This window comes from Pistricoccus aurantiacus (assembly GCF_007954585.1).
Classification (GTDB): Bacteria; Pseudomonadota; Gammaproteobacteria; order Pseudomonadales; family Halomonadaceae; genus Pistricoccus; species Pistricoccus aurantiacus.
In genome coordinates, this window is record NZ_CP042382.1 from 1,230,794 (window position 1) to 1,250,340 (window position 19,547).

12 protein-coding genes are annotated in these 19,547 nt (G+C 59.4%); 10 read left to right on the top strand and 2 right to left on the bottom strand.

The features are described 5' to 3' along the window. Positions 1 to 128: 128 nt before the first annotated feature. The 10 genes from FGL86_RS05990 (at position 129) to FGL86_RS06035 (ending at position 17,135) form a co-directional block, all read left to right on the top strand. Entirely contained in the window at positions 129 to 3,395 is a 3,267-nt protein-coding gene (locus tag FGL86_RS05990) for a DUF499 domain-containing protein (RefSeq protein WP_147183730.1), read from the top strand. 9 nt (positions 3,396 to 3,404) lie between these two features. Further along, complete coding sequence (locus tag FGL86_RS05995) at positions 3,405 to 4,037, top strand: DUF7680 family protein (RefSeq protein WP_147183731.1); 633 nt, start codon at positions 3,405 to 3,407, stop codon at positions 4,035 to 4,037. A gap of 131 nt (positions 4,038 to 4,168) precedes the next feature. Beyond that, positions 4,169 to 7,306, top strand: coding sequence for a DUF1156 domain-containing protein (locus tag FGL86_RS06000; RefSeq protein WP_147183732.1), 3,138 nt, complete (start codon positions 4,169 to 4,171; stop codon positions 7,304 to 7,306). 12 nt (positions 7,307 to 7,318) lie between these two features. After that, a complete protein-coding gene (locus tag FGL86_RS06005; protein WP_147183733.1) occupies positions 7,319 to 8,716 on the top strand; it encodes a DUF3696 domain-containing protein in 1,398 nt (465 codons plus the stop codon). Continuing rightward, entirely contained in the window at positions 8,713 to 9,255 is a 543-nt protein-coding gene (locus FGL86_RS06010) for a hypothetical protein (RefSeq protein WP_147183734.1), read from the top strand. The genes FGL86_RS06005 and FGL86_RS06010 overlap by 4 nt, the downstream gene beginning before the upstream one ends. Next, complete coding sequence (locus FGL86_RS06015; protein ID WP_147183735.1) at positions 9,248 to 9,931, top strand: RNA ligase family protein; 684 nt, start codon at positions 9,248 to 9,250, stop codon at positions 9,929 to 9,931. The genes FGL86_RS06010 and FGL86_RS06015 overlap by 8 nt, the downstream gene beginning before the upstream one ends. A gap of 31 nt (positions 9,932 to 9,962) precedes the next feature. Continuing rightward, positions 9,963 to 11,663, top strand: a complete 1,701-nt coding sequence (locus tag FGL86_RS06020; protein WP_147183736.1) for a DUF262 domain-containing protein — start codon at positions 9,963 to 9,965, stop codon at positions 11,661 to 11,663. Between the two features lie 15 nt (positions 11,664 to 11,678). Continuing rightward, entirely contained in the window at positions 11,679 to 15,449 is a 3,771-nt protein-coding gene (locus FGL86_RS06025) for a helicase-related protein (protein ID WP_147183737.1), read from the top strand. Between the two features lie 32 nt (positions 15,450 to 15,481). Then, entirely contained in the window at positions 15,482 to 16,444 is a 963-nt protein-coding gene (locus tag FGL86_RS06030) for a hypothetical protein (protein WP_147183738.1), read from the top strand. A gap of 22 nt (positions 16,445 to 16,466) precedes the next feature. After that, positions 16,467 to 17,135: an SOS response-associated peptidase gene (locus tag FGL86_RS06035; protein ID WP_147183739.1), complete on the top strand. Its 669-nt coding sequence runs from the start codon at positions 16,467 to 16,469 to the stop codon at positions 17,133 to 17,135. A 320-nt stretch (positions 17,136 to 17,455) separates the two neighbouring features. Here FGL86_RS06035 and FGL86_RS06040 read toward each other — a convergent pair whose 3' ends face one another. Then, positions 17,456 to 18,730: a Y-family DNA polymerase gene (locus FGL86_RS06040; protein WP_147183740.1), complete on the bottom strand. Its 1,275-nt coding sequence runs from the start codon at positions 18,728 to 18,730 to the stop codon at positions 17,456 to 17,458. Positions 18,731 to 18,732: 2 nt separating this feature from the next. Further along, positions 18,733 to 19,173, bottom strand: a complete 441-nt coding sequence (locus FGL86_RS06045; protein WP_147183741.1) for a LexA family protein — start codon at positions 19,171 to 19,173, stop codon at positions 18,733 to 18,735. Positions 19,174 to 19,547 lie beyond the last annotated feature (374 nt).

The window sequence follows — 19,547 nt, forward strand, 5'->3', positions numbered from 1 at the left end:
GCTCTCAGTTCCCCTTACTCATCCAGACTTGCTAGCGTAAGATAGCCTGCAAAGAACCATAAACGAGCTGGCCAGGGTCGCACACTAATGAAGGTCGCCTTGGCGCCACTGCAGGGAACAGTCACACAATGCGCAATGTCCTTTCCACCTGTCAGCCACGCCCCGAGATCCTGGCGGGCACCTTCAACCCTGAGATCTTCACCGCCAGCCTGAGCAAGGTGCTGGGTGACTATCGCAAGGGGGAAGCTCGCGAGGGAGCCACTTCGCTCTACTCCGACCCGGTGGCCTTCTTCCGCGATGCCACGCACCCGACCCTGGGGTTGTGCACCATCCTGGACAACGCCCTGGCGCGGCTGACCAACGGTGACCTGTCGCGTCCAGCAATGCAGCGTCTGGACACGGCCTTTGGTGGCGGCAAGACCCATACCCTGATCGCTTTGGCCCATGCCGCCATGCAGGGGCAGCCGCTGGCCGATCACATGGCCGGCATCCTCGCGCCCGAGCGCTTGCCGGCGCCGGGCCAGGTGCAGGTGGTTGGAATCATTGGTGACACCGTGGATACGCTGCGTGAAACTGCCGGTGGCGCTGCGCCCAAACCGAATACCCTGTGGTGGATGATCGCCCAGCAGACGCTCTCCTCGGAGCAGCAGGCCTCGATTCAGTCGCGCCTAGACGATGCCTCGGCGCCGGCGTCGGATGAGTTCTTCGAGACGCTGTTCGGCGACCGACCGACGCTGATTATCATCGACGAGATCGCCCAGTATCTCTCACGCATGGAGGCCGCCTTCCCGGGCGTCGGGGCCGAGCAGTCGGCTGCCTTCCTGATGTCGCTCTCCACTTACGCAGCGGGCCGTGCCAATGTGTCGGTGGTGCTGAGCTTGGCCTCGGCCACCAACGCCTTCGGCGACTTCAACAAGTTGATCCGCAAGCTGCAGTCCACTCATAGCATGAGCACGGCCGAGGCCGAAGCTGTGGTGCGCGAGGCGCAGCGCGGCGTGCTGGATGTGGTCAACCGAACCTCGGAGGCCACCACCCCGGTGCAAGAGGGCGATCTCTCCCGCATCATGGCCAAGCGCTTGTTTGTCTCCGTGGATCATGCGGCAGCCAGTGAAGTGGCCTCGGCATTTATCGAGACCTACCGCCAGGCTGGTACCGATCTTCCTGCCGGTGCCAATGACCCGCAGCTGCACGATCGTCTGGTGGCGCACTATCCGTTCCACCCCACGCTGATCGAGTTTCTCTCAGAGGAGCTGGCCCAGGTGGAGAGCTTCCAGGGCACCCGCGGCTTGCTGCGTACCCTGGCGCGCGCCGTGCGCCGTATCTGGGAGGCCAGATTGGCCATCCCCTTGATCCAGACCGGCCATATCGACCTCTCGGACAGCACCATCCGCAATGAGCTGCTGGGCAAGACCGAGAACAGCGACCTCGTCCCCGTGCTGGACTCCGATATCAGCAAGGCTTCTGGCACCCAGGCCACCAGCCGCACTGTGGCTGGCGAGCTGGATGCCGCCAACCCCCATCCCGATGGCTACCCGGTTCACGAGTGGGCCTGGCGCGTGGTCTTCCTGCACAGCCTGATCGGTCGCGGAGGTGGCCTGCAGGACGAGAAGTTCGGCATCGACATGACCTCGGCGGTCTATGAGATGGCCTCGCCTGCCATCAAGCCCGCTACCGTGCGCTCGGCGCTGGAAACCATCGAGCGAGAGGCCAACTACCTGCGTGAGCGCAATGGGCGCCTCTACGCCGATACCGTGCCGACTCTCAACAACATTCTGCGCCGCATCGAGGGCAACGTCGCTCATGCCGAAGCGATGACGCGGGTCGAGCAGGTGGTGCGCAGCCTGATCAAGGGCTCCTCGGTGTTCGATGTTCACCCCAACATCGATAACAGCGAAGGCATCCCTGACAAGACCCCCAAGCCGCAGCTGGGCATCCTCGCCTTCGAGGTGGAAGAGATGGACCCGTCGCACTTCATCGAGCGGCGCGGTGACGCGGTGCGTCAGTACCAGAACCAGGTCTTCCTGCTGGCCCCCAGCACCACTCATATCGCCGGCACTACCTGGACGGAATCGCGCACCCACCAGGAGCACCGAACCCGGCAGAACATCCTCACCCTGGCGCGCAAGGCGATCTCCCTGGAGCGCCTCAAGGAGAACCCCGAGAACTGGGGCGTCAGCCATGAGCAGCTGCAGAAGGGCGAGTTCAAGGAACGCGCCGCCAAGAGTCCGGCCGAGCTCCGCACCGCCATCGACGAAAGCTACCGCTTCCTGATTTACCCGGGCCGTGAGGGCGGCCGAGTCGTGGTCCGCGATCTCGGCAAGCGCGGCACGGGTCCTACTGCGGGTGGCTCCGGCGGTATGCACCTGGAGGATGCCATCCTCAAGCAGCTGGCCGATGAGGGAGAGCTGATCACCGATGAGCGCGCCTCCACGGCCGAGGCCATCACTCTTTTGGGGAAGCTGTTCTTCGATAGCCTCAAGCAGGTCAACGTCAGCGACTTGATCGAGCGCTTCGCGACTCGCCGGAACTGGCCGATCCTGCAGCGCCCCGCGCTGTTGGCCACCGTGCTGGTGGAAGGCGCCAAGCGCAGCAGCTGGTGCCTTGGCCATATGCCCGACAAGGACAGCCACAAGCCTGATCCGCTCTACCATAAAGACAACCCGCCTCCGCTCACGGTAGAGCCTCTAGAGAAAGGTGGTGAAGGCTGGATCCTCTGCACCAAGGAGCATGCCAAGCAGCTTGGCTGGCTGGAGAGCATTGTCCGCGATCCCAACACCGTGGGTGCCTGGATACGCCAGGTGATCGATAGCCGTGATCAGGTCGATCTCGGCCAATTGCCGCAGATCATCGAGCAGGAGCACGACAAGGTCGATGCTCACGTCTACCAGCAGCAGTTGGAAAACCTCTTCGCCCAGCGGCAGCTGGTGGCCTACCCGCAGGAGGCCTTCAATGAAGAGGGTGACGCCGACCCTGAGCAAGCGATGACCGGCGACAGCGTACCGGTGGGGGGCATCACCAGCGGTATCGTGGTGCCCTACCAGACGGCCCAGGCCCGCAGCTGGATCACCAAGCCCAAGGTAGAGAACCGCTCCTTCGTGCTGCGCACGCCCGAGAAGATCAAGCAGCTGTTCAACCTGCTCTCCGGTACCGGCCTCGCTCAGTCGCAAACCGAGGTGCAGACGCTGCAGATTGGTGCGGAAACCCCCGACAAGGGCCGCTTCCAGCTCATCCTGGGCCCGACCACCGTAGGCGCCCTGGTCGAGAGCCGTGCCCTCTTTGCGGCGCTGAACAATCGTTTGCGCTTTACTACCGAGCAGCATCAGGTTCGCCTGACGCTGGGTGAGCTGGACAAGAACTGCAAGTTCACCCAGCTGCTTGAGCAACTGGAAGGATAAACACGACCGATGGCTACCCCTGTCACCAAGGCGGCGCCCCGCGCCCGTCGCAAGAGCTCCCAGGCCGACGAAGCCCAGCTGGCCAGGCTGGCCAAGCGCTCGCCCTATGTGCTGCGCCTGACGCGCCACAAGGACCTGCCGCCGCCGGTGCTGATCATCAAGGAGCGCATCGCGCCCGAGGATCGTGACGACACCGAGGGGCTCACCAACCCACGCGCCAAACATGTGGAGCGCGGCGTGTTGCACGGCGAGAGCGTGCGCGCTTGCCTGCCAGTGCTCAAACGCATACTTGAAGAAGTGAAGGATGAGCAGGGGATCCCGCTGGGCCTGGAGCGCTATATGTCCGCCCAGGGGCTCAAGCAGACCGACCTGAATTTCCCTCTGGACGAAGCGGCCGGCGCCCGCCTGGCACTGTTTTTCCGCCTGCAGAGCAAGGTGAAGGACGTCGATCGCATCGAGCTGATCGGCCGCCGGGTGGCGATGTTCTCCCGGGAGGAGGCCGTCTACTGGCTGGCCAACGTGACTACAGCTGACCCAGCGCTGCGCAGCTGGGCCACCAGCGGGCTGCGTATGCTGCTGTGCGGTGAGGCCGGTGACAAGCGCGTGCCACGCATCCTGGAGAAAGTGCGTGCCCGCGGCTGAAGGATAGGAATCGACGTGGCTCGCAGAGCGAGCCGGAAATGGCAGCTTAGCCGTGCCAAGAATGGCAGCGCCAAGAATGCATGATCAGCCAGGCCCGCCGCCTGGCTGTCGCTTTACAAGGAAGCAGCACCATGGATTTCAGCAACGACCAGCGCCTGATTGAAGCCGGCTTTCCCTGCCACCAGGTGGGGGCGGAGACCCAGCGTGAGCGCGGTGCCAGCTCGGCGCTGCCGCCGCTCTACTATCTGCATGTCTGGTGGGCACGTCGCCCACTGACGCCCAGCCGCGCGGCCATCCTAGCGTCTTTGCTGCCGGCAGGTTCGAGTCCTAGTCAGTTTATTCAGAAGCTTGGTATTGAAGTTTTATGTGTCAATTTTTCAGGCTCGGAGTGGGTGCTTGATGATGCTGGTCTTCTTGCTCGGGTAGAAGAGCACACTGATGGTGAGATGTCATTGATCGTAGATCGCTACGTTTATAACCGGCACCAGAAAGAGAAAGAAAGGAGGGGTAAGCATCGCTGCTTGCTTGAGGAAAAAATGCAGGCAGACCCATCTCTTAGGCAGGATGAAGTTGTGAAGCACTGGTATCATGAATGCGCTGATCTCCCGGATATTTCCATGGGGATGAGCCTGCCAGTGATAAGAAAGCCAGGAGACCCTGCATGGGCAAAAGAAAGGATTGATCTTGAGTCACGGCTGAAGATAAGAACGCAGGAGGATAAATATAAGTATCCTAGAGCGTACTCGCATGCTGTGACTCCAGACATGCAGGGATTTACTGTGTTGGACCCAACTTCAGGAGGGGGATCTATTCCTTTTGAGGCTCTTCGGCTGGGGTGCAAGGTTGTAGCAAATGAAATAAACCCTGTTGCCAGCGTGATTCTTAAGGCAACGCTTGATTACCCCGTAAGGTTTGGAGAAGAGCTTGCTGATCACATAAAGCTGTGGGGTGACCAGCTTTCTAAGTCGGTGAATGATCGATTGGCGCAGTTTTATCCTGCTACCAAGTTTTCTCCTGAGAATCTGTCGTTTCCATCTGGATTGCATGATTTCGAAGTTGATAAGCTATGTGAGGAGAAGCTGGATGGCTTCCTATTTTGTCGCCAAGTGATATGCCCCCACTGTAATGGAGAGGCTCCTCTTTTGAACTCCTTTTGGCTGTCAAAGTCCGGAGAAAAGTGGGCAGTAAAAATCAAACCTCAGAGTGATAAAACTGTCAGGTTTGATCCCATTTGCCTTTCATCAGAAGGAGTTTCCATTAGTGCTAATGACCTTGATGCTGGGACAGTTTCAAGGGGGGTAGGGCAGTGCGTTCATTGCCATCAAGCTATTTCTGGAGACGAGATAAAACGGCAAGCTAGAGGTGAGTCTGAGCTTGGGCAATGGCAGGACACTCTTTACTGCGTGGTGGGTGTTCGCCGGGTGGCTAAGCTAGAAAAGAATGGCAAGCCAGCTCGCTATACTTCTGGTGAACGTAAAGGAGAGCTAAAGACTAGTAAGTATCGTTACTTCCGCGCACCGAATCAATCCGACCTGGAAGCCTTAAAAGCTGCTGCGGAGGAGTTAGAAGAGCGTCGCCTGGATTTCGAGATGAAGGGCTTGGTTCCTAATGAGTCATTTCCGCCTGGGAACGACATGCGCCCGGTCAACTATGGGATGCCGACATGGGCGGATATGTTTACTCCTCGTCAGCTTCTTGGCCATCTTACAGTGATGGATGCTTTGCAGGATGCCAAGCCTAAAATTCTTGCCGAGCTGGGAGAGGAGAAAGGTAAGGCGGTAGTTACTTACCTACAATTTGCCACTGATAAGGTTGTAGATTATAACAGCCGGCAAAACCGCTGGATTCCCCAGCGAGGAACGATATCCGGAACATTTAGTCGCCATGATTTTTCTTTGAAGTGGACGTTTGGCGAGATGGCCTACACAGGAGCTTCTTCAGGTATAAGGTGGGGAGTTTCTCAGGCTGTTGATGCTTATGAGGGAATTGAAGAACTGGTTAGGGAGCGAGGAAGAGAAGGACTGAAATCCGGGGATCTTCTTCAGGTACAAGGGTCTGCAACCGACATGTCGAGTGTCGACGATGCTAGCGTCGATGCCGTGGTGATGGACCCTCCCTATTACGATAACGTCCAGTACAGTGAGCTTTCCGACTTCTACTACGTCTGGCAGAAAAAGACGCTGGGTGACCTTTACCCTGGTTGGTTCGATCACGAAGTGACCGATAAAGCACTGGAGGCTGTTGCCAACCCGGCCCGCGATGGCTCTGCTAAAGGTGCTAAGGCTCGCTATGAAGAGCTGATGCAGGGCATCTTTGCCGAGAGCAAGCGGGTGCTCAAGCCGGAAGGCATCATGACACTGATGTTTACCCACAAGAGCTCCGATGCCTGGGAGACTTTGACCAACTCCCTGATCCAGTCCGGCTGGGATATTACGGCGACTTACCCGGTCGATTCCGAGTTTGGCGCATCTACTCACCAGCTTAACCTCGCCGCAGCAGCATCGACGATCTTTATTGCCTGCCGTCCGTCAGACCGCGGGGATCGCGAACCCTCCAGCTGGGCCTATGAGGTCAAGGGCAAGCTGGAAGCTGCGGTGCGTGAAGGCCTGGGTGAGTTCGAGCGCCTCAAGCTCAACCCCGTCGATCGCATGATCGCCTCCTGGGGCCGCGCGCTGCGCGTCTACTCCGCCCATTGGCCAGTGCAGGATGGCGACGAGGACGTACCCCCCACCCGCGCCATGCAGGAAGCGGCCCGCGTCGTGGCCGAGGAAGAGGTCAGCCGCCTTTCCGGTGGCCTGGTCACCGTCGATGACCTGGACGCCGAATCCCGTCTTGCCGTGATCGCGCTCGGTATCAACGGGCTGGGCGACTTCGCCTTCGATGATGCTTTGCAGATGAGTCGCTCCCTCAACTTCCGTCTGCAGAACCGCAACGGCAACTACCGCGTCAGCGACGATATGGTGGCCTATGCCAACGTCGGCGAGGACGAGCGCGCCGCGCCTCTGGCCATCAAGGGTAACAAGCTGCGCTTGCTCAAGCCGGAAGAGCGTGCCGCTGCGCGTCTGGAGAATCCGCAGACCCTGTGGGATGTGCTGGGTGGCCTGATCGTCACCTATCGCGACGGCGGCATCGTGGCAGCGCGTAATTTCCTGACTCAGCATGGCAAGCGCGACAGCGATGCTCTGCGCGGCTTGCTCAAGGTATGGGCCAAGGAATGCCGCGACGATGAGCTCAAGCGCGAAGCCCAGCTGATCGATTACGAGCTGTAAGGAGAGAGGCCCATGCTCACTGAGCTGCGACTGCAGAACTTCAAGGCCTGGCGGGATACCGGGCCGATGCGCCTGGCGCCGCTGACGGTCATCTTCGGCACCAACAGCTCAGGCAAATCGAGCCTGGGCCATCTGCTGATGGCTCTGAAGCAGACGGCGCTGCTGACCGATCGCAAGCGCTCTCTGCATCTGGGCGACGACAGCTCGCTGATCGATCTGGGCACCTTCGAGGACTGCCTATACGACCACGATCTGAACCAGACGCTGGGCTTCTCGCTGAGCTGGAAGAGCCAGGAGCCTCTGCTGCTAAGCGATATTCTCAATCCTGGCCAGACCTTTTGTGGCGATGAGCTCACCTTGGAGGCGGAGATCGCGGCCAACAAGGCACAACAGCCCGTGACGCGGCAGTTCTCCTACACCCTGCACCAAGGCGATGAAGATGTGCTCAAGGTTCGGCATGGGCGCCATGATGGTAAACCGTTCCTCCAGTGCGAGCCGCTGCGCCTGATGCATGCCCAGGGCCGGAACTGGGGCGTAGAATCGCCGGAGAAGTTCTACCGCTTCTCGGACAAGACGCTGTCGCGCTACCAGAACGCTCACTTCCTTACCGAGTTCGTACTGGAGGCCGAGCAGCTGCTGGAGAACTTCTACCACCTCGGCCCGCTGCGTAGCCCGCCCAAGCGTGTCTATCCCTGGTCCGGCGATACCCCGCCCGATGTGGGGGCCGAAGGTGAGCTGACCATTCCGGCGATACTGGCTGCCACCCAACAGGGGCGGAAGCTCAACCGCGGGCCCAAGCAGAAGTATCAACCCTTCGACGCCTTTATTGCGGGCTGGCTGAAGAACCTGGGCATCATCCATGCGTTCAAGGTCGAGCCCATTGCGAAAGGGCGCAAGGAGTATGAGGTGCTGATCCAGGCCCATATCGGTGTACCCTGGGTGAAGCTGACCGATGTCGGCTTCGGCGTCTCCCAGATCCTGCCGGCCCTGGTGCAGGCCTTCTATGCGCCCCCGCACTCAGTGCTGTGGATGGAGCAGCCGGAAATCCACCTCCATCCGCGCGTTCAGGCCAATCTGGCGGATGCCTTCATCTGCGCGATCCATGCGCGAGAAAACGGCGAGAACCGTAACACCCAGCTGATCATCGAGAGCCACTCGGAGCACTTCCTCAACCGCCTGCAGCGGCGCATCGCGGAGGGCGAGGTGACACCCGATGAAGTGGCGATCTACTTCGTGACGCGCCGTCGCAACGGTGCCCACCTGGAGCCGCTGCGGCTCAACGAGTACGGCGATATCGAGAACTGGCCGGATGACTTCTTCGGCGACGACATGGAGGACATCACCCAGCGGGCGCTGGCGGCTGCGAAGAAGCGCAAGGAGAAGAAGAAGGCGCAGGGGGCCGGTGCATGAAGCGAGCCGTAGTCGATACCAACGTGCTGTTGGTAGCAAACCGTGACCATGCGGATATCTCGGAGGAGTGCGTGATCACCTGCATCGAGGCGATCGACCGCCTTCGCCGGGGAGGCGTCACAGTCATCGATGATGAGTGGCGCATTCTGGGCGAGTATCGGCATAAGCTGGACCCGAGCCGAGGTCAGCCAGGCGCCGGTGATGCCTTTTTCAAGTGGCTGCTGCAGCGCCAGGCCAATCCGAAGCATGTGGATCAGGTGCCTGTGAGCGAAACGGCGGATGACTGGTTCGAGGAATTTCCCGACCACGCGCTCCAGCGCGAATTCGACCCGCCGGATCGCAAGTTTATCGCCGTGGCGGCAGCCGACGCCGAGAACCCGCCCATCCTCCAGGCCGCTGATTGCAAATGGCTCGACTGGTGGCAGCCACTGTCTCAGGCTGGTGTGCACTTTCGCTTCGTCTGCCCCGATGACGTGGGGCGCTTCTACGCGCAGAAGTTCCCCGACCAGACCATGCCCGAGTTCCCGCCTGATGAGTGACTTCTTCCGTTTTCCGCACACCCCGCACCTTGCCTGGCTGGGCGAGGGGGAGCCCCGCGATGACAAGCTGCTGGACACACCCGAGGTGGAGGCGCTGCTCGCGGGCGAGGTGCTGGTGGAGGAGAAGCTGGATGGCGCCAACCTGGGCATCTCCTGGGGCGAAAATGGCCAGATACGCGCCCAGAACCGCGGTGCCTATCTGGAGCCGCCGTTCCGCGGGCAGTTCTCGCGACTCAACCAGTGGCTCATGCAGCACCTGGCCAGTTTCCAGGCGCACCTGCCCAAGCATGTCATCCTCTTCGGCGAGTGGTGTGCGGCACGCCACTCCCTCGACTACGCCAGCCTGCCGGACTGGTTCCTGGTCTTCGATGTCTACGATCGCCAGGCCCAGCGCTTCTGGAACCGGGAGCGGCGCAATGATCTGGCCGTGCGGCTCGGCCTGGCCACCGTGCCCCTGTTGAAGAGCGGGCACTTCACGGTCAAGGAGCTGGAAACCCTAGTGCGCACCGGCCGCAGCTGGTATCGAGATGGCAAGCTGGAAGGCATCGTGATCCGCCAGGATGGCCCCGAGTGGTGCGAGCGCCGCGCGAAGCTGGTCCATCCTGACTTCGTACAGCAGATCGAGGAGCACTGGCGGTCCCGGGCGCTGGAGTGGAATGAGCTGGGAGTGAACTAGACTTCGATATTTGGACGAGGAGTACGCAGGGATGAATTCGATAACAGGTCAAGATAAGAAAGTGCACGAAATATTCTCCAAGGAGAATAAGTTTAATATTCCTGAGTATCAAAGGCCTTATTCTTGGGGTGTGGATCAGTGCGATGAGTTGCTGGGGGATTTGATTGGGTTTCAAAAAGAAGAAGAGTCTGATGACTACTTTCTCGGCAGCATAGTTGTCGCTAAAAGCTATGACGATAATTTTACTTTTGATGTTGTCGATGGGCAACAGCGCCTCACCACCTTGACTATCTTACTTTCTGCCATTTCGCATTGCCTGCGTGGTGAAAAAGGAGAAGGTGCGTTTGAAAAATATGTTGCTCCTTCTGATGTTTCGTTGAATATACCTCCGCAGCCTAAGCTTTATCTCAGGAAGAACGATAGGGATTTTTTCAAAAAGTTCATTCAAGATCCGGGCGGTATCGAAGAGCTTAAGTCTGTCAAGGAATCCAGCTTGAAGGATTCTCAGCTTAATATTTACAATAACGCGATGTTTTTTTTGGCCCGGCTTGGAGGTATGGATTCAAAGGAAGTATTAGAGTTTGGGCGCTTTGTTGTTGCCAGATGTGTGGTTGTTTTCGTAACAACTCAAGGGATTGAAACTGCATATCGTATCTTTTCAGTCATGAATGACCGAGGTCTTGATCTTCAAGCATGCGACCTTCTCAAAGCAGAAATAATAAGCAAGATAGAAAACTCAGAAGAAAGAACGGACTACAATGAGATATGGGAAGAGATGGAGGAGCGACTGGGTCGCGATTCTTTCAATTCGCTATTCCCATATGTGAGAATGATTAAAGCTAAGTCAAAAGCTAGGAAGTCTACCGTAGAGGAGTTTAGGCGAGAGATTGTTAAGGGGTGTGACCCGAAGAGTGTGGTTAATGATACTCTGCTTCCTTATAGTGAGGCGCTGACTTTAATAAACCATCAATGCTATCAAGATGGAGGGAGTGAAGAAGAGAAGAAAATAAATCAGTTGCTGACTTGGCTAGGCCGGCTAAACAACTCGGACTGGGTGCCTGTTGCCATGGAGCTGGTAAGGATATTTGGAAACGACCCCAAGATACTGCTTTCGCACCTGGAAAAGCTGGAGCGCTTGGCGGCCGCAATCCTTATTCGTGGCAGCTATGTAAACTCTCGGATAAAGCGCTACTCTAGAGTGCTGACAGCGATAGAAGCCCGAGAGGACTTGCTTCAGGCTGGATCCGCGCTGGACATTGCTGAGGAAACTCAGCTTGAAGTTCTCAAGTACCTCAACGGGAATGTCTACTGGTATGCAGGTCCGATAAAGAGCTATGTGATGCTTCGCTTGGATTCATTCTTATCTGGAGAGGGTGTGGATTATGAGCATAGCGTCACTACAATTGAGCATGTGCTGCCACAAAATCCTAAAAAAGAATCGGTGTGGAACCAAGACTGGTCAGAAGATGAACGTGTGAAATGGACGCATCGGCTTGGCAACCTTGTACTACTTTCTAGGAATAAAAATCCACAAGCTTCCAATCATGACTTCAAGAAGAAGAAAGAAGTTTATTTTAAGACCGACAAAGGGGTTTCTCCCTATGCCTGTACGACGCAGGTGTTGAATCATGAAACTTGGACGCCAAAAGAAGTTGAGGAACGACAGAGGGATGTGCTCAAGGTGTTGGCAAATAATTGGAGCTTGAAAGGAATTGAGCTCGTTGAAATTTAAAGATTGGAGGTAGGGATGACAATCCGTGATTACCCCTGGGAGCCCAGCTACGCCACTTCAGATATCCGGGAAGATGGCAAGCTGGTGGATGTGCTGCACGACTTCTACATCCCGGCTCTGAGCCGGGCGACACGCTATGACCGTGTCGCCGGCTACTTCAGCTCTTCGTCGCTGGCGGCAGCATCTCAAGGGTTTTCGCGTTTCATCGAGAATGGCGGAGAGGCGCGTTTTGTGGTTGGGATGCAGCTTGATCCCGACGATGCCGCCGCGATCCTCCAGGGCGATGAGCAGCGTGCCAGTCAGGCCATGTTGGCTGAGCTGGAGTCTCGTCAGCAGTGGCCATCCGGCTTGCGGCATGGCGTCGAGCTGCTGGCGTGGATGGTGGCCAATGGCCATCTCCGCATTCGCGTCGGACTGCGGGTGCATGCCAAGGACGGTTCACCACAGCCACTGGACTACGCCCAGGACGGCTATCTGCATGAGAAATGGGCGATTCTCGGTGACGGGCAGGATGAACTGTATATTTCCGGCTCGCTCAACGAGTCGCAGACGGCGCTGGCCATCAATGCCGAGAACATCAATGTGCATCCGTCATGGGAAGATTGGGGGAGGAAGGCGATCCCTCAGAAGCACCGTAACTTCAAGGCGCTGTGGCAGGGCAACCATCCGGCGATCAGGACCTTTTCACTGCCCGAGGCGGTCGAGGCCGAACTGGTAAAGATTGCCCGCAACGCCGGTAGCCTGCGCGAAATCGACGGTACTCCGATGGTCCCGGAGCCGAAGCAGGTGAGGGAGAAGGATGAGGTCGTACCGAGCTTCGCCGAGCGGCTGCGCTTCGCCATGCTGCGCCTCGCGCCCCTGCTGCCTGGCGGGGAGCGTGTCGCCATCGAAACCACGCCCATCGAGCCCTGGCCGCATCAGCGCTTCGTGGCCAATCGCTTGCTGGAGACCTACCCACGCAACCATCTGCTGTGTGACGAGGTCGGGCTTGGCAAGACCATCGAAGCTGGGTTGGCGTTCCGGGCCCTGTGGCTGAGTGGCCGTGCCAGCTCCATCCGGGTGTTTGCGCCGGCATCGCTGACCTCGCAGTGGCTGGTGGAGATGGCCGAGAAGTTCTACTTGCCCTTCGTCAGGCGCACCAGTCGCAAGGGGCGCTGGGAGCGTATCGACCTGTTGGATGGCGAGCCGGAGCAAGGGCAGGGCCAGATGTTCAATGCACCGCTGGAGATCATCTCGACGGGACTGGTGATCAACCGCCACGGAGGCAGGCTGCTGGCGAGCCTTCCCGAGACTGACTTGGTGCTGGTGGACGAGGCCCATAAGGCCCGGCGCCAGACGCCTGACAATCAGTCCACCATGCCGCGCTTCAACAAACTTTACCAGGAGCTGCAGAGTGCGCTGTATGGCAAGGCGCGTACTTTGCTGCTGGCCACAGCTACCCCGATGCAGCTCAACCGAGTGGAGGCCTTCGATCTGCTGAAGCTGATGCCTTCCGCTGGTGCCGTCCAGTTCTCTGAGGATCTGTGCGAAACCTACTACCGGGTGCGTGACAAGCTGCTCAACCAGGAGCCGATGGCCGATTATGAGAGCGAGTGGCTGCGACGCTACTTGAACAACGTGCGGGCCTCGTCGCCAGAGCAGTGGCACTTCGTCAATGAGCATGTGCTGAGCCCCTTCGGAAAGTCGGGGCTGGAGGACTTCACCGACCGCTGGCTGGAACCGATGATCTGGGACGAGGTGCAACCTGCGCTTAGCCTGTTGGCACCGCTGGGTCGCAGCATGCTGCGGCACACACGCTCGCTGCTGCGTGCCTACCAGCGGGAAGGGCTGCTGAATGCCAACCTCGCCTGGCGGGAGGTTGCCCCCAGCATCATTCCGCTCGGCGGCATCGAGCGGGAAGTTTATAACCAGCTGCAGGAGTACTGCGCCGACTTGGCAAGTCATATGGCTGCCAACATGGAGGAGGGCCGGCAGCGTGCCGCTATCGGCTTCTACCTAAGCTTCTTACGGCTACGCTACGCCTCGTCCTTCCATGCACTTCGCTGCTCTCTGGAACGGCGCCTGGTCAAGATCCAGCAGACGCTCGACCACAAGGCGCAGCAGGTCGCGACATCGGATGGCTCACGTGAAGAACTCGAAGAGCTGAGAGACGATGAGGTGGAAGGTTTGGTGCTCAAGCACCGCACAGAGAGTGACCTGACCTGGGAACAGGGCGCCGTGTCGCGGCTGATTACCACCATGGACAAGCTACCCGCCACGCCACGCAAGATGCGTCAGCTGCTGGAGCATATCGACCAGCGGCGCATCAATAGCAGCGACCGGGTCCGTCAGCTGGTACTGTTCACGCGCTACACCGATACCATGGAGTACCTGCATGAGGAGCTGCGGCGACGCTTGCCGGGCTGCCCGATCGGTACCTTCTCCGGTGCCGGTGGCACACTCCGGCGAGCCGGGGAATTCCAGCCAGAACGGATGGACCGTACCACCATCAAGCAGCGCTTTGTGGCGGGCAACATCGATATCCTGCTGTGTACCGACGCTGCTGCCGAGGGCCTCAACCTGCAGAGCGCCGATCTGCTGATCAACTTCGACCTGCCCTGGAACCCGATGATGCTGGAACAGCGTATTGGTCGTATTGACCGCATCGGCCAGCACCACACGCAAATCCAGGTGCTGAACTATCTCTATCAGGGCAGCGTTGAGGAGGTGGTCTACTCACGCTTGGTGAAACGCTTCCGTGAGGCGTTGACCGTTTCCGGGGAGCTGCAGTTCTCGCTTCTGCCCATCCAGCCTGAGGACTTCGAGGACTACGCCAAGGCCGAGGGGGAAGAGGGCAAGATCGACGAGGAGGAGCTGATTCGCCGGGCGCAGGAGCACGCGAAGCGGATCCAGGAGCGCCAACAGCTCACCGAGTTCAAAGCCGAGGAGCAGAAGGCCGCCTATGAGCACTTGGAAGCACAGCAGCGCCGGGAGCCGCTGCCGGCTTCATTGGAGTGCATATGGAAGATCATCAGCGAGAGTGACTACCTGAAGGCATTGGGTGGTGGGGTCGAGAGCTTCGCCCACGGCGATGCTTTCCGCCTCGTGGACGTTCCAGGCGTACCGCGCGACGTGCTGCTGACTACCTCCCGTGAACTGTTTGAGCATGGGTTGGGTGCCGAGGACCGGCGACGCCTGCATTTCGCCACCTACGGTGACCCAGTCTTCGAGAAGCTGCTCGACTACATGTTGCAGCCCTTCGAGGCCGTGCTGGCGGCATGGCAGACGCGCAAGCCACTCTCGGCACTGCAGCTCGGTGGCCAACGCTGGGTGACCACGGATGACCTTCTGGAAAGTGAGCTACCTGAAGGCGGGGAGATCGAGCTTGTAGCTCGGGCACAGCGGCTGCCGGGGCGTCAGGATGATCGTGTTGGCCGACAGCAGAAGGTAATGCTCGATGCCGCGGCCGCAAATCTGGCCGAGCAGAAGCTCAAACCCACCCCGGATACGCCCAACAATCAGATAGCAGAACTGGACCGGTTCCGAGGCGATGTTAACCAGCGCCATGGCCAACGAGTGCACCTCAAGTTCGATGCACCGGATCGCAATGGCATGCTTGCCTTGAAGGACACGTTGCTATGGCCCGTTCGTGAGAAGGCTGCCGGTCTTCAGGTCGATGCCGACCCTCTGCTGCTTTCAGCAACGCGCGACGTGATCTACCGTCAGCTGAGTGATATGAAGAAGGACAGTCGCACTGGGCATGAGGTCGCGAAGAGGTTGAGAGAGTCGGCTGCCAGTATGTCCTGAGTGGTTGGGTCTCACGGCTCAATGAGGTGTTAATGCTACAAACTTCCTATCGACACTACCCCAGCTTCACCCGCCGCTACGTCCGCTCGGTGATGAAGATGATGAGACTACCCAAGAAGCCCAGCATCGAAGCGGAGATTTTCGGACAGATGGTGCTCGATGAGCAGGTGGTGCACTCCATCAACGGCGAGATGCTGATGCTCGAGTGGCACCATGGCCGTGAGGGCAGGGTGGTGGTGCCTGAGCCGTCATTGTCGAGCTGGCTGCAGACGGTGCAGCTGAGCAAGGTGCAGGGTGACGCCTGGTCGTGGCCCTGGGAGTTCAGCACCCTGTCGTTTCCGACCAGCCAGACCTTCCATGGCCATTCGGTGGACGGTACCCTGGTCGCTTGGGTGGACTCCACCACGCTGCCTAGCCGCTACGAGGCTTTCCTGCACGCCCACAATAACCCCCATGGCGTGGACATGGAGGGACTCGGGGATCCGTGGCTGATAGTGGCGATCCATAACCCGCTGGACACCCGGCCGAGCCTCAACCCCACCATGCTGCGAGGTGCCTTCAAGCCGAGCCAGATTACCGACTTCATCAACCGCGAGGCGATCGACCACGCCGGCGGTCGCGCCCAGCCACTGGCGGACGAGGAGGGCATGATCCTGCGCGAGGTGGTGCGCTACGTGCTCTCCCTGGGCATGTACCTCTCCGCCTACCCGGAGGCACAGTCGAACGGGGTGCCGGCCTGGATGAAGAATAAGCACCCCGAGGGGAAGAAGGGCGTTCCGTTCTCCCAGGTCGGCGTCGACCGCGAAGACCGCGAGCTTACCCTGGCGATGACCGCGCCGCGGTCGGTATCGCCCTACTGGCGGCAGCTGCGCGACGAGCGTTTCTACCGTGGCAAGTGGGCTGACCACCGTCGCGGCAGCCGCTACGTGCTGGTCAGCGGTTACGAGGTGGGGGCAGCGAAGACGGTGGGGGTGGCTCCGGCCGAACATTCGTGAAGAACTTAGGAAAACGCTGATCATGTGCGGCCGTTTTGCCCTCTACAGTCCCTATCCGAGCCTGGCAGCGTCGCTGCGCCTGCCGCTGGAGGCCACTGAGGCTGACCTGGTGCCGCGTTACAACGTGGCGCCAGGCACCTGGATCAGCGCCGTGCGCCGGTTGGACGATGAGGGGCCTCTGGTGCTGGATGCGGTGTGGTGGGGCTATTACCCCCACTGGGCCGGTGAGGACGCTCCTGAGCCCATCAACGCTCGGGTTGAGAAGGTCGCGACCTCAAGGTACTTCCGCGGTGCCTTTGCCCACCACCGCTGCCTGGTGCCTGCCAATGGCTGGTTCGAGTGGACGCCAGTCGATGGTAAGAAGCAGCCCCACTTCCTGACACGAGATGATGGTCAGCCGCTCTGGTTAGCGGGTATCTGGTCGGAGCGGCCTGACGGCAAGCCAGGGTGCGCCATCCTAACTGAACCGGCGCGAGGTGTGGCCAAGCAGATCCATGACCGCATGCCATTGGCTCTGGATGCCGAAAGCCTTGCGCCGTGGCTTGATCCGCACCTGACCGACCGGGAAACCATGCGGCAGACCGTCCGTCACCTCGACCCTCGCCAGATCACCCATTGGCCGGTGAGTACCCGCGTCAACGCGTCCACTCACGATGATGACAGCCTGATAGCGCCGCTACCCTCACTGTGAGGCCGGCTGCGACGCCAGGTGCGGGGTGGCTGACGAAGCGCTCTATGTGAGCGTGACAGGCGCGACAGCGAATCCTGAAGCGCCCGCTCGAGAGCCATATGAATTCAAAGCGGTTCCAAGTCCTGGGTTTGTGGGTCAGCCGCTGACTCTGGCCGCAGCCACATATCAGCGCACAGCCGCCGTCATCCAACCAGGTCAGTATGATGGTCTCCATGCTATGTCCCACCCTGCTGGTGTCCATTAAAGAGACTGTGGACCTGGCGGTGGAGATGTGGTGTGAGCATTGACGGACAACGCGGTAGCAATTGGCTAAGGATGCGTTAACGCAGACGGGGGATCTCGTCCCAGCGTGTTGTCCAGCGTGGCGTGCGGTTGGCACAGCGCAGATGCCAGGCGGCGTTGGGGCTGGGCATGCCGAACTTGACGGTGCCTCGGCCCATCTTGCGGTTCAGATCGTCCAGGGTGGCCATCAGCTGTTCGCTGCGTTGCCGCTCCGCCTGATGTTGCGGCGTATCAAGCAGGGAGAGTTGCTGGCGGTCGGTGTCGATCAGGTCGAGCAGCATCACCCCGGCCTTCATGAAGTGGTATTGGGGCCGGTAGATGGCACCGAAGGCCTGGCTGGCGGCCTGCAGGATCTCGCGGCTGTCGTCGGTCGGACGCGTCAGCTCCACCACGGCACCCGGCGAGTACTGGGGCAGGTCAGTCCGGTGGCGGTTGGTCTTGAGAAAGACGTGAACGGCCCTGGCCAGACTGTTCTGCCCGCGCAGCTTCTCGGCGCTGCGCTGGGCATGCTGGCGGATCGCCTCGTGAATCTCGCCACGCTCGGTGGTAAGACGACCAAAGGAGCGTGAGGTCATGATTCGCTGGCGTGCCTCACTGGCGTCGTTCATCTCGATGCAGGGAATGCCGCGCAGCTCGAGTGCCGTGCGCTCCAGGGTCACCGAGAAGTGCTGGCGGATCTGCTTTGGGTCGGCGCAAGCCAGATGCCAGGCGGTCGTCATTCCCAGCTGCGCCAGACGTTCAACCAGACATCGGCCAACTCCCCATACACCCCCCAACTCAGTACGCTGCAGCAGTCCCTGAGTTTCTATGCTGCTGTCTTGCAGCACGCAGACGCCGGCGTAATGGGGAATCTTCTTGGCAGCCCGGTTGGCCAGCTTGGCCAGGGTTCGGGTCGGGGCAATTCCTACGCTAACAGGAATATGTGTGAAGCGATGGACCTTGGCGAACAGTTCCTGGGCATGACAGTGCATCTGAGCTGCTGCAAATCCATCGAAGCGCACGAACATCTCGTCGATGGAATAGGGCTCCACACCGGCGGAGAATTCTTCCAGCACCTGCTGTACCCGGACTGACATGTCGCCGTAGAGCTCGTAGTTCGACGACAACAGATGGATCTGACCGCGCTTCAGCAGATTCCGGAGCTTGAGGGCCGGCGTTCCCATCTCGACCCCCAGCGCCTTGAGTTCGTTGGAACGGGCGATCACGCAGCCGTCGTTGTTGGAGAGCACCCCTACCGGAACGCCCTCCAATCGAGGCTGGAAGACGCGCTCGCAGCTGACGTAGAAGGCGTTGCAGTCGATCAGTCCAATCATGGCTACACCGGGTACTCGTGAATCACCGAGCGCACCACGCCCCAGACCTGGCAGTCGAGATCGGCAATCGGAATCGGCGCGTACTCAGGGTTGCCCGAGCAGAGGTAGGGGCGCTGCTTGATCATCTGGTAGCGCTTCACGGTGATCTCGCCGTCCACCAGTGCGATCAGGATGTGGCCGGGGCGCGGCGTGATGGAGCGATCAACCAGCAGCAAATCGCCATCGTGGATGCCCAGCGGCCCCATGCTGTCGCCGGTGACAGTCATGAAAAAAGTGGCCGAGGGGCGCTTCACCAGGCGCTCGTTGAGATCCAGGGTGCGACCATCGTAGTCTTGGGCAGGGCTGGGAAAGCCCGACAGCCCGGCGCGAGTAAGGGGTAAAGGGTGGGGCAACGGCAGCAATGGTGGTGCTGGGTCAGCTAGGATGAGTGTTGTGTATGCCATGAGGGCTCTTCTCCATACCTGATTTTTATACAGTGTCAGGCAGAAAGCAGCATATGCCAAGACCAGATTGCCACGAAGGTTGCGAGCAGCCATACCATGATGGTGCTAATCTGGCTGAGAATTCGGCATAGCAAGGGAGTGCGGAATGGCAACCAGTAACTGTAAATCAACGAACCGTATACCGACTCAGACAGCATGTCTGCTTACGACCCTAAGCGGCCATACCAGCACAGTCGTTCGGCATCTAATTTTTGCTAGGTGGGGTCCAGCCAGCATGAGCCAATAATGAATTCTATTTTTGTCAGAATTTTTGGATTGTATGAAAATTGAGCCGCAAATGGTGGTGTCGGCCTTTGGAGCACATTGTTGTAACT